This is a genomic window from Enterovibrio norvegicus FF-33 (assembly GCF_000286835.2).
Classification (GTDB): domain Bacteria; phylum Pseudomonadota; class Gammaproteobacteria; order Enterobacterales; family Vibrionaceae; genus Enterovibrio; species Enterovibrio norvegicus_A.
Window position 1 is genome coordinate 15,699 of sequence record NZ_AJYD02000003.1, and the last position, 14,903, is coordinate 30,601.

14 protein-coding genes are annotated in these 14,903 nt (G+C 48.4%); 5 read left to right on the forward strand and 9 right to left on the reverse strand.

The features are described 5' to 3' along the window. Positions 1-134: 134 nt before the first annotated feature. The 3 genes from pyrB (at position 135) to A1OO_RS00555 (ending at position 2,155) form a co-directional block, all read left to right on the forward strand. Positions 135-1,064 carry an aspartate carbamoyltransferase gene (pyrB, locus tag A1OO_RS00545; RefSeq protein ID WP_016958946.1) on the forward strand — a complete coding sequence of 310 codons (930 nt, stop codon included), beginning with the start codon at positions 135-137 and terminating at the stop codon, positions 1,062-1,064. A 16-nt stretch (positions 1,065-1,080) separates the two neighbouring features. After that, entirely contained in the window at positions 1,081-1,548 is a 468-nt protein-coding gene (pyrI, locus tag A1OO_RS00550) for an aspartate carbamoyltransferase regulatory subunit (RefSeq protein ID WP_016958947.1), read from the forward strand. A gap of 217 nt (positions 1,549-1,765) precedes the next feature. Continuing rightward, positions 1,766-2,155, forward strand: coding sequence for a RidA family protein (locus A1OO_RS00555; protein ID WP_016958948.1), 390 nt, complete (start codon positions 1,766-1,768; stop codon positions 2,153-2,155). 87 nt (positions 2,156-2,242) lie between these two features. Here A1OO_RS00555 and idi read toward each other — a convergent pair whose 3' ends face one another. The 8 genes from idi to nudF form a co-directional block, all read right to left on the reverse strand. After that, positions 2,243-2,779, reverse strand: a complete 537-nt coding sequence (gene idi / locus A1OO_RS00560) for an isopentenyl-diphosphate Delta-isomerase (RefSeq protein WP_016958949.1) — start codon at positions 2,777-2,779, stop codon at positions 2,243-2,245. A 105-nt stretch (positions 2,780-2,884) separates the two neighbouring features. After that, a complete protein-coding gene (locus A1OO_RS00565) occupies positions 2,885-3,613 on the reverse strand; it encodes a 1-acylglycerol-3-phosphate O-acyltransferase (protein ID WP_016958950.1) in 729 nt (242 codons plus the stop codon). A 219-nt stretch (positions 3,614-3,832) separates the two neighbouring features. Beyond that, a complete protein-coding gene (parC, locus tag A1OO_RS00570) occupies positions 3,833-6,112 on the reverse strand; it encodes a DNA topoisomerase IV subunit A (protein WP_017005130.1) in 2,280 nt (759 codons plus the stop codon). Between the two features lie 26 nt (positions 6,113-6,138). Beyond that, entirely contained in the window at positions 6,139-8,031 is a 1,893-nt protein-coding gene (gene parE / locus A1OO_RS00575; protein WP_016958952.1) for a DNA topoisomerase IV subunit B, read from the reverse strand. A gap of 96 nt (positions 8,032-8,127) precedes the next feature. Continuing rightward, positions 8,128-8,706 carry an esterase YqiA gene (gene yqiA, locus A1OO_RS00580; RefSeq protein WP_017005131.1) on the reverse strand — a complete coding sequence of 193 codons (579 nt, stop codon included), beginning with the start codon at positions 8,704-8,706 and terminating at the stop codon, positions 8,128-8,130. 3 nt (positions 8,707-8,709) lie between these two features. After that, positions 8,710-9,555, reverse strand: a complete 846-nt coding sequence (cpdA, locus tag A1OO_RS00585; RefSeq protein ID WP_017005132.1) for a 3',5'-cyclic-AMP phosphodiesterase — start codon at positions 9,553-9,555, stop codon at positions 8,710-8,712. 30 nt (positions 9,556-9,585) lie between these two features. Beyond that, a complete protein-coding gene (locus tag A1OO_RS00590; protein ID WP_026024092.1) occupies positions 9,586-10,014 on the reverse strand; it encodes a DUF1249 family protein in 429 nt (142 codons plus the stop codon). Positions 10,015-10,049: 35 nt separating this feature from the next. After that, positions 10,050-10,682: an ADP-ribose diphosphatase gene (gene nudF / locus A1OO_RS00595; protein ID WP_016958956.1), complete on the reverse strand. Its 633-nt coding sequence runs from the start codon at positions 10,680-10,682 to the stop codon at positions 10,050-10,052. Between the two features lie 242 nt (positions 10,683-10,924). On the opposite strand from nudF, the gene tolC reads away from it, so the two are divergent. Further along, positions 10,925-12,250, forward strand: coding sequence for an outer membrane channel protein TolC (gene tolC, locus A1OO_RS00600; RefSeq protein WP_016958957.1), 1,326 nt, complete (start codon positions 10,925-10,927; stop codon positions 12,248-12,250). A gap of 109 nt (positions 12,251-12,359) precedes the next feature. Here tolC and hldE read toward each other — a convergent pair whose 3' ends face one another. Beyond that, positions 12,360-13,790, reverse strand: a complete 1,431-nt coding sequence (gene hldE, locus A1OO_RS00605; protein ID WP_017005134.1) for a bifunctional D-glycero-beta-D-manno-heptose-7-phosphate kinase/D-glycero-beta-D-manno-heptose 1-phosphate adenylyltransferase HldE — start codon at positions 13,788-13,790, stop codon at positions 12,360-12,362. Between the two features lie 175 nt (positions 13,791-13,965). On the opposite strand from hldE, the gene lpxL reads away from it, so the two are divergent. After that, complete coding sequence (lpxL, locus tag A1OO_RS00610; RefSeq protein ID WP_017005135.1) at positions 13,966-14,895, forward strand: LpxL/LpxP family Kdo(2)-lipid IV(A) lauroyl/palmitoleoyl acyltransferase; 930 nt, start codon at positions 13,966-13,968, stop codon at positions 14,893-14,895. The last annotated feature ends 8 nt before the right edge of the window (positions 14,896-14,903 follow it).

Here is a 14,903-nt window from a genome sequence, read left to right on the forward strand (position 1 = left end):
TTTTCATGTATTGATAAAAAAAGCCTCCTGATCGGGAGGCTTTTTTTTGACCAAAATGTACCACCGATAGCCATCATGAATTGGGTTTACACCAAGCTCAGACGTGATGAGCAACCACAGAGGGAAGAAAAGACATGGCGACCTCGCTGTACAACAAACACATTATCTCCATCCCGGAGTTGTCCCGCGAAGAATTGGAATTGATTGTCGATACGGCCGGCAAACTGAAAGCTGAGCCAAACCCGACCTTGCTGAAAAATAAAGTTGTCGCCAGTTGCTTCTTTGAAGCTTCCACACGCACGCGCCTATCGTTTGAAACGGCTGTTCAGCGTCTTGGCGGGACTGTAATAGGTTTTCCTGATGCAGGGAATACGTCATCAGGCAAAAAAGGGGAAACCCTGTCTGATTCCGTGCAGGTCATTTCTTCTTATGTTGATGCTTTCGTTATGCGTCACCCTAAAGAAGGCGCTGCACGTCTGGCATCAGAGTTTTCTAAAGGCGTGCCAGTGATTAATGGCGGAGATGGCGCAAACCAACACCCGACTCAGACACTGCTCGATCTGTTCAGCATTTTCGAAACCCAAGGTCGTTTGGATAACCTGAGCATTGCCATGGTTGGAGACCTGAAATACGGTCGTACCGTCCATTCTCTGACGCAGGCACTCTCTAAGTTCGACAACAATCGCTTCTACTTCATTGCACCAGATGCTCTGGCGATGCCCGATTATCTTCTAGAAGAATTAGACGAAACAGGGATCCCTTACAGCTTGCACAGCAGTATCGAAGATGTGGTGCCAGAGCTCGATATTCTTTATATGACTCGTGTTCAAAAAGAGCGTTTTGACGAATCTGAATATGCGCACATTAAAGCGGCATTTATTCTCGACACACCCGCACTTGAGCATGCTCGTGAGAACCTGAAAGTGCTTCACCCGCTTCCACGCGTGGATGAAATTACTGTCGCTGTTGATAAAACGCCTTATGCGTATTACTTCCAGCAGGCAGAAAATGGCGTCTATGCACGTCAGGCGCTATTAGCACTGGTTATGAACGAAGAGATTTAAGGCAGGAGCAAAGGTCATGGTAAAACAAAATAAACTGCAGGTTGAAGCCATCAAGAACGGAACGGTTATCGACCACATTCCTGCCAACGTCGGCTTTAAAGTGATGAAACTGTTCAAGCTGCACAAGAGCAACGAACGCGTCACTGTCGGCCTGAATCTGCCTTCATCTGCATTGGGTGCAAAAGACATTATCAAGATTGAAAATATCTTTGTCAGCGAAGAGCAAGCGCAGCAATTGGCACTGTACGCACCTAACGCTACTGTGAATCAAATTGAGAACTATGAAGTGGTGGCTAAGCTTCCACTCACGCTACCTCTGGATATTCTTGGCGTGTTCAGTTGCCCAAATACGAACTGTATTACACACGATGAAAGCGCAGTAGAAACTAGCTTTAACGTCATTAACAAAGCCGATGACATCCATCTGAAGTGCAAATATTGCGAGAAAGTATTCTCACGCGAAATCATGACCGAGAATCACTGATAACGACTCGCCATCAGCATTAAAGCACGAAATAAACTGACTCGACTGCGCCATGAGTCAGGCCGACGGAAATCGTCGGCTTTTTCTTGCGCTTGATGCGAACAAGAAACGACAACACACCTAAAATGTGATTTAGCAGGTTTACCTAATCGCTGCCAAGATGCAGACTAGGCGCCTACCCTGTTTCCGTACCCAATGTTTAATTAAGGATAGGTAAATGACTAAAGTGCTTCACACTGAACACGCGCCAGCAGCGATCGGTCCATACATTCAAGGTGTTGATCTTGGCAACATGGTACTGACCTCAGGCCAGATCCCAGTTAACCCAGTCACCGGTGAAGTATCTCCCGATATTGCTGTTCAGGCACGTCAGTCACTGGAAAATGTGAAAGCGGTTGTTGAGTCATCAGGCCTGAAAGTAGGCGATATCGTAAAAATGACTGTGTTCGTTAAAGATCTTAACGATTTCGGTACAGTGAACGATGTCTACGGTAAGTTCTTTGATGAGCACAATGTAGAACACTACCCAGCGCGTTCTTGCGTGGAAGTGGCTCGCCTGCCAAAAGATGTCGGTATCGAAATCGAAGCCATTGCGGTACGTAAGTAATTATTACGCCCGAAATTGACAGCGATAGAACGAAAAAAGCGGCGTGAATACGCCGCTTTTTATTTGTCTGTCACACCGTGTCTACGCTTACGCTGTTAGCTGCTTTTCAACATGGTCGACAACCTGAGAGAACCATGCCGTAAATCGCTCAGGCGTATCACGCATCGCACCAAGCATTTCGGCCTCTGGCCACCAATGCCAATCCATCACTTCATCAGGATTAGGCACAAGCGCCACGTCATCCGCTTTGCATACAATAATTTGGTCCAGCTCATGCTCAGTCAAATGGTTATCAAGTTCCGCGCGATAGCAAAATGTTACACCCATTTGAAACGCTAGCGGCGCAACAATCCCCAATTCTTCATTCAGGCGACGTGCAGCGGCAGCATCAAAAGATTCACCCTGCATGGGATGGGAGCAACACGTGTTAGTCCATAAACCGCCACTGTGATATTTGCTCTGAGCACGTTGCTGCAGCAAATACTCGCGCCCTTGCAACGTGTCGCGATAGATCATCACAGAAAAAGCCAAGTGCAGCAGACCCTGCTGATGCGCTGCCATTTTGTCAGCGAGCCCAATCGGCTCGCCGCTTTCCGTTACTAGAACAACCCAATCTTTCCGCATATCTGTTCTACTACTCTCAAAAACACCTGCAGTTATAAACACAAAAGGATACGCATCTGCGTATCCTTTTGTTCAACTTGTTTAGCCTTGAGCTTAAATGAAAGTTTATGACTTCTTGTTCAACTCGGCCACTTCTGCGTCAAGTTGCGCCAATTTTTCAGCCATCACATCATGGCAACGAGAAGCCAGTTCACGCACCTGCTCTTTGGTTAAGCCTTCAGTAGAGATAGGATCCATCACCTCCACAATCACGTGGCCGTTATCACCGCGCGATACGCTAAGATCACGGGTTGAGCTACACACGATAGGAACAATCGGCACACCAGCACCAATGGCTGCGTGAAACGCACCCGTTTTGAATGGCAGAAGTCCACGACCACGAGATCGTGTTCCTTCAGGGAACAACCAAACAGAAACATTATTCTCTTTGATTTTATCTACGACCTGACCAATCGTGCCCATCGCTTTACTGCGATTGTTACGATCAATCAAAATATTGCCGGTTAACCAATAAATGAGACCAAAAATAGGAATGTAGGTAAGGCTTTTCTTACCAACCGTCACCGCACCAGGGCGCACAGCGTTAGAAACCGTCACCAAATCCCAAGTATTCTGGTGATTGGCAATATACACACAAGTTCCTACGTCTTTTGAAGCCTCAGTCTGACGCAAGTCCAGTTTAATACCAAAAATGCTTGAAAGCCTGCCGAACCAGCGACCAATCGTATAAACATTCTTTGGATTTCTTGGACTTAGCAGGCAGTAACCACAACCGAAAACAAAGATGACAATCGCAAACAAGGCAATAGCCAACAGTCGTAGTATAAAGTACATTTTTCTCTCCTAATGCCTGACACCCGCAATCGGGGTAAGGAAAACGTCCCTGTGAGTAATACCCAACTCGCGTTGGCATTACAGCGTACAGGTGTGCGCTAAAACTCAATGGCGACTAGTATACGTATCCAACGACAAAATTCACCCATCGATCGGTCAATCATCGCCAAGCTGATAAAAAAACCCTCCTTCCGGAGGGTTTCGATTTTGATTTCGTGACTACGCTTCCGGTGTTTCTGATGGCTCAGCATCATTCGGTGATGCAATCTCTATCGTGGTAACGCGTTGTAATCCACGAGGCAGCATTGCTCCACGTCGTCCACGCTCTCCGCGGAAGTTATCAATGTCAGAAGGCTTGAGCGAAAGCTTACGCTTGCCGGCATGCAGAGTCACGGTAGCACCACTTGGTACCACGAATAACTGAGCAAGCAACTCTTCACGCGCTTTGGCGCGTGCAGCAGGGATATTAATGATCTTATTCCCTTTGCCTTTGCCCAACTGCGGCAACTCTTTCACCGGGAAGACCAACATACGGCCTTCGTTAGTGATAGCAATAATGTCGTCGTGATCGAGATCGCCCACTTTTTGAGGAGGCATTACTTCCGCAGCCTGGGGCAAACTGAGCAATGCTTTACCACTGCGGTTCTTCGACAGCAGATCATCATGCTTACACACAAAACCATAACCTGCGTCTGATGCCATCAGCACCACATTCTCGTTCTCGCCCATCAGTACATGACGGATTGTCGTGCCTGCAGTAACATTCAGGCGACCGGTAATAGGCTCACCTTGGCTACGTGCAGACGGCAAGCTGTGCGATTCAAGCGCATAGCTTCGACCATCCGTACCAATGAATACGACAGGTTGACTGCTCTTACCGCGTGCGGCAGCAAGGAAGCTATCACCAGATTTATAACTCAATGTGGTTGCATCTACATCATGCCCTTTGGCATGACGGATCCAACCTTTGTCTGACAGCACAACAGTGATCGGCTCGCTTGGGATCAGATCACGCTCTGTCATGGCTTTTGCTTCTTCGCGCTCAACCAATGGCGAGCGACGATCATCACCGTACTTTTCAGCATCGGCCATGATCTCTTTTTTCATCAGCGTGTTCATACGACGCTCAGAACCCAATAACTTCTCTAAGTGATCACGTTCTTTATTCAGCTCGTCTTGCTCACCGCGGATCTTAATCTCTTCCAGTTTGGCTAACTGGCGAAGTTTGATTTCAAGAATGGCTTCCGCTTGCGTCTCGCTAAGCTCAAAGCGCTGCATCAGCACATTTTTAGGCTTATCTTCGGTGCGGATGATCTCAATGACTTCATCAATGTTGAGATACGCTGCCAACAAACCATCAAGGATATGCAGGCGAGCCAATACTTTGTCTAAACGGAATTGCAGGCGACGGCGAACCGTCTCACGACGGAACACAAGCCATTCAGTCAGAATATGCAGCAGGCCTTTCACCTGTGGACGACCATCAAGGCCGATCATATTCATGTTCGCACGGTAGCTGCGCTCAAGGTCGGTAGAAGCAAACAGGTGATTCATCAGCTGATCGCAATCAACACGATTCGAACGTGGCACGATCACAATGCGAGTTGGGTTCTCGTGATCAGATTCATCACGAAGATCTTCCACCATTGGCAGTTTCTTCGCGCGCATTTGGTTGGCAATTTGCTCAAGCAACTTGGCACCAGACACCTGATGAGGCAATGCCGAAATGACGATGTCGCCATTTTCTTTATGCCAAACAGCACGCATTCTGACCGAACCTTTACCACTGCGATAAAGCTTTTTCAGCTCCACATTCGGGGTAATGATTTCAGCTTCAGTTGGATAGTCTGGCCCTTTAACATGTTCCAGAATGCCATCCAGATCGAGCTGAGGCGTATCAATCAATGCCACCAGCGCATTCGCCACTTCACGGGCATTGTGTGGGGGAATGTCTGTCGCCATACCCACCGCAATGCCCGTCACACCATTCAACAGAATGTGTGGCAAGCGCGCAGGCATGGTTTTTGGCTCTTTCATGGTGCCATCGAAGTTCGGCTGCCAATCAACAGTGCCTTGGCTGATTTCGCTCAACAACACTTCAGAGAATCGAGACAAGCGCGATTCTGTGTAACGCATTGCTGCAAAGGATTTTGGATCATCCGGCGCACCCCAGTTGCCCTGACCATCCACCAAGGGATAACGGTAGGAGAACGGTTGAGCCATCAATACCATGGCCTCATAACACGCTGAATCGCCGTGTGGGTGGTACTTACCTAACACGTCACCCACAGTACGGGCGGATTTTTTATATTTTGCTGTAGCCGACAGGCCCAGTTCCGACATTGCATAGATAATGCGGCGCTGTACTGGCTTTAGACCGTCACCGATAAACGGGAGTGCGCGGTCCATGATGACGTACATCGAGTAGTTGAGGTATGCATCCTCAGTGAACTTCCTAAGAGGAAGCTGCTCGACACCATCATAAGTGATATCAGTCATTGAAAACGTCCGATCTTAAAATCAAATTAAATGTCTGCCAACTCGGCCATATCGCCTTTTTCTTGCAGCCAATGGCGGCGATCTTCAGCGCGTTTCTTGCCTAGCAGCATATCCATCATGCGATCCGTTTCTTCTTGATCGTCTATGGTGAGCTGCACCAAACGACGAGTATTAGGATCCATGGTGGTTTCGCGAAGCTGCAATGGGTTCATCTCACCCAGACCTTTGAATCGCTGAACATCAATTTTTGCGCGCTTTTTACTTAAGCTTTCTAAAATGCCCTTTTTCTCTGCATCATCGAGGGCATAGAACACTTCTTTACCACAGTCGATACGATACAAAGGCGGCATCGCCACGTAAACGTGTCCGGCTTTTACTAGCGCATGGAAATGTTTAACAAACAACGCACACAGCAAAGTCGCAATGTGAAGACCATCCGAGTCCGCATCCGCGAGGATACACACTTTGCCGTAACGCAGGCTGGTCAGATCTTCGCTGTCAGGATCAATACCCAACGCCACTGAAATATCGTGAACTTCTTGTGATGCCAACACTTGGTCAGCAGACACTTCCCACGTATTTAGGATCTTACCGCGCAATGGCATGATCGCCTGAAATTCACGATCGCGGGCTTGTTTCGCTGAACCACCTGCCGAGTCACCCTCGACAAGGAAAAGTTCTGTACGTGCCAAATCTTGCATCGAGCAATCGGTCAGCTTACCCGGCAATGCAGGGCCAGAAGCCACCTTCTTACGCACGACTTTCTTGGCTGCGCGCATACGTTTGTGTGCGTTCGCAATACAAACTTCGGCTAACTGCTCTGCCAGTTGAGGGCGCTCATTGAGCCAAAGGCTGAATGAATCTTTCACCACACCAGAAACAAACGCGGCACATTGGCGCGACGACAAACGTTCTTTGGTTTGGCCAGCAAACTGCGGGTCCTGCATCTTCACCGAAAGCACATAGGCACAGCGCTCCCAGATATCGTCAGCCGTCAGCTTCACGCCACGAGGGAGCAAGTTACGGAATTCACAGAACTCACGCATCGCATCCAACAAACCTTGGCGCAGACCATTAACGTGCGTACCGCCTTGCGCTGTTGGGATAAGGTTTACATAGCTTTCAGTTACTAGCTCGCCGCCCTCAGGCAGCCAAATCACAGCCCAATCGGCCGCTTCATGCGGGGCACTAAAATCGCCAGTAAAGGGTTCTGCTGGTAACAGCTCATACCCTTTCACACCCTCAGTGAGATAGTCTTTTAGACCCGTTTCGTAACACCATCGAATGGTTTCATTGGTGTTTTTATCGGTAAAGACAATCTCTAGACCTGGGCACAAAACGGCCTTGGCTTTGAGGTTACTTTTAAGGCGAGAAACAGAAAATTTCGGGGAGTCAAAGTAAGAGGTATCCGGCCAGAAATGGACGCGAGTACCTTTGGCGCGACGGCCACAGGTACCGGTTACGGTGAGCTCTTGAACTTTATCGCCATTTTCAAATGCAATTTCATACACTTGACCATCACGTTTAACAGAGACTTCGACACGCTTTGACAGCGCATTCACCACGGATATACCTACGCCGTGCAAACCACCACTGAATTGGTAGTTATTATTCGAGAACTTACCACCAGCGTGCAATTTGCACATGATCAGCTCGACGCCTGACACCCCTTCTTCAGGGTGGATATCAACAGGCATACCTCGACCGTCATCCGTCACCTCAAGGGATTGATCCGCATGGAGAATGACTTCCACCTTCCGAGCATGTCCCGCCAACGCCTCATCGACGCTGTTGTCGATGACTTCTTGACCGAGATGATTGGGGCGAGTCGTGTCTGTATACATACCGGGACGACGACGTACCGGTTCAAGACCATTGAGAACTTCAATGGATCCAGCGTTATAAACTTGATCTGTCATAGATGATTGGTTTCTAAATTTTGTCACATGGTCTGTGAAGGTTCGCTAGCTTGCCAAATAATGACACAGCTGACGCGATCATTCTGTGAGTTACAGTCACAGTCCTAAGAATTGAATAATCTCAGCGGGATATCTATCAAAGCCGACGAAAGCGTGATCGCCGCCCGCTTCAACAGTTTGCTTACATCCCTGATACTTGGAGACGGCTTGCCTGTAATCAAGCACCTCATCACCTTCTTGCTGTAACAGCCACATTGAATCGGGATGTGTAATGGATTCTGTCTCAAGCGCTTTAAGCTCATCCATATGATGAGGTTGCAGCAGGTATTGCTCCCCGGTATACGGGTTTTGTTGCGGGCCAAGATAATCTGCCAGCAACGCATAAGGCTTCACGGCTGGATTCACTAAGGCGGCGCGAAAGCCATATTTGTCATTGAGCCAGGTTGATAGATAACCACCAAGAGAACTACCGACCAAACCGATACAATAGTCACCTTTATATTGCTCAACAAGCTGCTCTAGCTGAGCGGCAGCGTCGGCAGGGTAACAGGCAAGACGGGGAACTTCCAGCTTTATGTCTGGGCGGTTAGTCTCACACCACGCTTTCATTTGCTGCGCTTTTACTGACAACGGCGAGCTATTAAAGCCATGGATATAAAGCAGTAATGAAGACATGATTCAGTAACCTGACGAATTCATATCAGGCTGGAAGTCAGAGCCTTTTAAGCGACCAATCTTCGACGTAATCGTGCCATCTTGATGCAAAGAAATCTCACGCCAGCCCGGGTTGGTTGAATCGAGCGCAAAATCATCAGAATCAGGCAAAAACTGAATACACGTCGACGGTGCAGCCATGACGCGACAACCTTTGAACTGAGTGTCTAAATCCTGATGGATATGACCACACACCACGCCTTTGACGTTATTGTACTTTTCGACCAGTGCCCAAAAATCATTTTGGTTGTGAAGCTGATGCTGATCCAGCCATGCACTGCCCGCTGGTAATGGGTGATGGTGAAGTAACACCAAGGTATGACGAGACGGATTCACCGCTAGGGCTTGCTCTAGAAGTATCAATTGCTCAGTCGACAAGCGTCCATGGGGGACACCTTTAACCTGACTGTCCAACATCACGAGCTGCCAGTCTTCTCCCACTAGCACCTTATCGCAACGTACCAGAGTAGATTGTGTCAGCGCTTTTTGCATTTCCGGCTGATAATCATGGTTGCCTGGTAGCCAATAGCAAGGTTGCGACCAATCCGCGATACCTTCTACGAAACGTAGATACGATTGCTCAGTATGGTCTTGTGACAAATCGCCCGTTGCAATAATCGCATCAAATTCAATATTTTGAGATCGAATTTCCGCCACAACGGCCTTATAGCTCGCAGCGGTATTCACCCCCAGCAAACAGCCATAAGGATCTGCGAAAAGGTGGGTATCTGTAATTTGCAACAACCGGACGGTCTGGCTGTTTTGGCTAGTAAGATGGCAAATCCGCAACGTCTTGAAAATCCTGATCATAAATACGCGTTGTCATGTTAACGCGTCAAACTAATAAATAATGTTTTGTTTTGTCATTCCGTTTCGCAAGCAATGCGCCAGCCAGTCGGCAAGGAAAGCATTAATCTGGTGCTTTTCGTCCCGCTGATGCATTCGTGGATTCGGGTAATCATAACGCGGCTGAATCCGAGAAATCTGCTGACTCGTACACACTTCAGCGACACGTGCATCATGATACATACGAACCGTGAGCCGAGGTCTCAAATAATGAGGAATATCCCCGCGCTGCCAAATATCGAGCAAGGTGGTATAACGAGTTGATTCAACAATGTCTAGTTGAAATTCATTGCCTTGAATGTCATAGACACAGAACTCTCCGACATCATCCTGATGTGGCATCAGTCTGAGCAGTTTTGCGTAATTGGTTTCATACATTCGCATCAAGGCACTTAAATCGACCTGATACCCTCGTCTTAACATATCACTACCTGCTTACGGTCAGACGAGTGTGTCACTCAATCTGCTCGCCACCTCTTGAGATTTAATGCCAACCACTGCAATGCAATGATTGATGCTGCGTTTTCAATCTTACCGTCTTCCATCCACTGCATCGCCGTTGTGCGCGGTACAAGATGAACCAATATATCTTCCCCTTCTTCAGGCAAGCCATGTATGCCTTCTGCATCACTGGCGTCAACAATACCCAAGAACAGGTGAATACGTTCAGAGCAACCACCAGAACTCGATAAGTAACTGGTCATCGGCAACAACTCTTTAACTGCAAGCCCAGCTTCCTCTTCGGCTTCACGTACAGCAACCGCTTCTGGCGTTTCATCTTTGTCGATAATGCCCGCGACAATTTCTAACTGCCAAGGGGATGGACTCGCTGCCATCGCGCCGATACGAATTTGCTCAACCAATACGACCTTGTCACTCACAGGATCGTACGGGAGCATCGCTACCGCGTGTCCACGTTCAAACAGTTCACGTTCAATGGTTTCACTCCAGCCACCCGCAAACAGGCGATGACGAAAACGATATTTAACCATCTTAAAGTAACCATTATAGACAACGTCAGTGTTATCAATATGAACGTCATTAACGCCAAACTGGTTAGGTTGAATTTGCTGTGGCACGTTTTGTCCCATATAGCCTCCGAGCTAGGCGTAAATGATAAGTCTCACAAATATGTGCCCGCAATCATAAACCTTCACTTTTTTGGTATGGATTGCAGAAATATTTGAATAGCGTCAAGGTTTAGATGTTTTTACAACCAATTTTTCTTAATAAACCCTCATATTGTCAGTTCCAAGTCAGCAAGCATGGTTTACACTAGGCCGAATGCCCTTTGGCAATTTATAAAACGAACAAACGTTCAGGGATTACCTTTATGAAAAAATTGCTCCCCTATTTCATCGGGGTTGCGCTAAGTTCCACGGCCCCCTTGGTCAGCGCAGATGATTTAATTCAAGTATATGAGCAAGCGAAACAAAGCGATCCGCAACTGCTGCAATCAGCAGCGACACGCGACGCTGCCTTTGCCGCCATTGATACGACCCGCGGAACGCTATTACCACAAATTAATCTATCCGCTGGCTACAACTTGATTCGTAACAGTGAAGAGAGCAGCACTGGTCCTTTTGATACCAACACACTAACCGCCGGTGTGGATTTGAGCCAAGAACTGTTCGATCAGAACAGCTGGATCAATTTGGATATTGCGGAAATCACTGCACGCCAAGCCGATGCTGTGTATGCCGTGCAACAACAAGGTCTTATCCTTCGCGTTTCAGAAGCTTACTTTAATGTGCTGCGCGCTATCGATGATTTGATTTTTGTTCAGGCAGAAAAAGCCGCCGTCGGTCGTCAACTAGAGCAAACAAAACAACGTTTTGAAGTTGGGCTATCAGCAATCACTGACGTACATGACGCGCAGGCTCAGTATGACTCGGTATTGGCACAAGAAATTCTGTCTGAGAACACGGTAAGCAACAGCTACGAAGAATTGCGTGAAATCACAGGGCAGCGTCATGAATCGCTGAATATCCTGAACACCAAATCTTTCTCAGCAACTCGCCCAGACCAAACGCCAGAGGCATTGGTCAAGCAGGCAGAAGAAACCAACCTAAGCCTATTGGCACAGCGCATTTCTCGAGACGCTTCGAAAGAACGCATCAGCTTGGCTGAATCTGGTCACATGCCATCACTGACGTTTGATTTGGGTTATGGCTATACCGATCAGGACAACAAAACAGTCCCTACTCGTGATGCAAGCAATAACCAACTGTCTGGTGGTATTAACTTTGCGATGCCGTTGTACTCCGGTGGCTCGATCAGCGCGGGTGTAAAAGAAGCACAATATAACTATGTTGCCGCTTCTGAGCAGCTTGAAGGCACTTACCGTTCAACAGTAAAAGATGTTCGCGCGTTTTATAACAATATCAACGCCAGCATTGGTGCACTGCGTGCGTACGAGCAAACCGTGATTTCTCAGAAATCTGCGTTGGAAGCAACAGAAGCAGGTTTTGAAGTTGGTACGCGTACGATCGTTGACGTACTGGATGCGACACGTCGTCTTTATGACGCGAACCGCAACCTGTCAGATGCACGTTATGACTACATCGTGAGTGTTCTCCAACTGCGTCAAGCAGTGGGTACACTGACCGAGAACGATCTGGTTGAGATCAACAATGGTCTTATCCCACCGAAAAAATAATTTCGCTGAGTAACCAAATCTAAGCATCAAAAAAGGCACCGCAATGCGGTGCCTTTTCTTTCGCTTGAACATTGAATGATGAATACCCAATGTTGAAGATAAAATGCGATCAGTTATGACCACTTAAAATCGAATTGATAATTTCTGTGGTTGAGCAACCATCTTCGAAGTTCAGCACCAGCACTTCACCACCAGCCGCAATCACTTCTTCACCGCCTGCAATCTCATCAGGTTTGTAGTCGCCGCCTTTTACCAGCAAGCTTGGTAATACTTCACTGATCAATCGCTGTGGCGTTTCTTCGCCAAACGGTACAACCCAATCTACCGCACTCAAGCCCGCCAATACCGCCATACGGCGATCCGTTGGGTTAACCGGACGACCCGGGCCTTTGAGGCCGCGAACAGACTCATCGGTGTTTACCGCCACAATCAGGCGATCGCCTAATTTCGCCGCTTCGTTCAAGTAAGCCACATGACCCGCATGCAAGATGTCAAAACAACCATTGGTCATCACGACTTTCTCACCGCGCGCTTTCGCCACTTGAACTGCCGTAATCAGTTGATTCTCTGTCACCACGCCATAGCCAGATTGGTGGCTACCGTGTACCGCTTCTGTCAGCTCAATCGTCGACAGTGTCGATGTACCCAGTTTACCAACAACGACGCCTGCCGCAGCATTCGCCAGCGCACATGCATCAGCCAGTGATTTCCCAGCAGCCAGCGACGACGCCAACACAGAAATCACGGTATCGCCCGCGCCTGTCACGTCATACACTTCTTTCGCCAGTGTTGGCAGGCTCAAAGGTTCATGACCTTCTTGCAACAACATCATGCCGTGCTCGCTACGAGTCACAAGCAGCGCATCGAACTCGAACTGACGGATAAGCGCTAAGCCTTTCTCGATGATGTCGCCTTCCGATAGGCATGCGCCCACAACCGTTTCAAACTCGCTCATGTTTGGCGTTAGCAGTGTCGCCCCGCGGTAACGCTCAAAGTCAGCCCCTTTTGGATCCACCAGCGTAGGAATGCCCGCCTTACGTGCCAATTGGATCATCGGCTGTACATTTTGCAATGCGCCTTTGGCGTAGTCAGACAGGATCATCGCTTTGGTTTGAGGCAATGCTGCTTCAATGCGATCTAAAATCGGCTGCACATCCACATTGTGGAAGCTCTCTTCAAAATCTAAACGGATAAGCTGCTGGTTGCGGCTCATCACACGCAGTTTCGTAATGGTCGGATATTCAGCCAGACCAACGAAATGACAATCCACTTTCAGAGAGCTCAGGGTGTCGTTCAGCACCTGCGCTTGTTCATCCTGACCGACAAGGCCGATCAGTCTTGCTTTGCCGCCGAGCGCTGCAATGTTCATTGCCACGTTCGCAGCGCCGCCTGGACGTTCTTCGGTTTGGTTGATTTTCACCACAGGCACAGGTGCTTCTGGTGAAATACGTCCAGTCGGACCGTACCAGTAACGGTCAAGCATTACATCACCAACAACCAGAACGTCGGCTTGCTGATAGTCAGGCAAAGTGAGTTTCATTGTTTTCTCCACGGACAAAGGAACGTCGGCGATAGTACCATAAAGCCTACAAAGCAACAGCCGATTAGGCCCCTCTGCGCGCTCTCTAACACACTGAAACATGCATCTTGGTCAGAGTTAAGGTTACAATGCGTTTCTTCTGTTTATCGATTGAGTCAGGAAACACGTAATCACCATGGGTCAAACCTCAGACGCTCCGACATTTCAATGGTCTTATCTCCATCCAAAGTATCTGCATACCTGGATTGGCGTTGGCTTGATGTTTCTCATCAGCTGGCTGCCTTATCGCGTTCAGCGGTTTTTAGGCCAAAATATTGGCCTGCTGGTGATGAAGCTATTTAAAAGTCGTCGAAAAATTGCCGACCGTAATCTGCAGCTTTGCTTCCCTGAAATGACAGGGGGTGAGCGTCACGCCTTGCTAAAAGAGAATTTTCAGCACATGGGTTTGGCGCTTTTTGAAACCTGCATGGCATGGTTTTGGCCTGACTGGCGCATTAAGAAACACATGACGTACGTCGGGTTTGAGCAACTTGAAGAGATTCAGGCCAGTCAGCAAGGTGTGCTAATCATCGCCGTCCACTCCTTTAACCTTGAGTTGGGCGCACGTTCATTTGGCACACATACGTCGGGCTATGGCGTATATCGCCCGAATGCAAATCCCGTGTATGACTGGTTTCAATATCGTGGTCGCACCAGAGACAATGGCGCGATTGATCGTCGCGATGTTAAACGTATGGTTAAAGTGCTGCGTAAAGGCGCACTGCTTTGGTATGCGCCTGACCACGATTATGGTCGCCACCGCTATACATGGGCGCCATTATTTGCGGTAGAGAAAGCATGTACCACCACGGGCACACATTTGCTGGCTGCTGCAGGAAAAGCCAAGGTGATGACGTTTACTATTACGCGAGATCGCGAAGGTACCGGCTACACCCTGACGCTAGATCCGCCAATGGATGCGTTCCCTTACGATGACGAAAAAGCAGCGGCAATTTACACCAACAAGTTTATTGAACGCTCGATCATGCGCGCGCCAGAACAATACATGTGGTTGCATCGCCGCTTTAAGAGCCGACCTGACGGTGAGCCTTCACTCTACGATTGAGAATATTA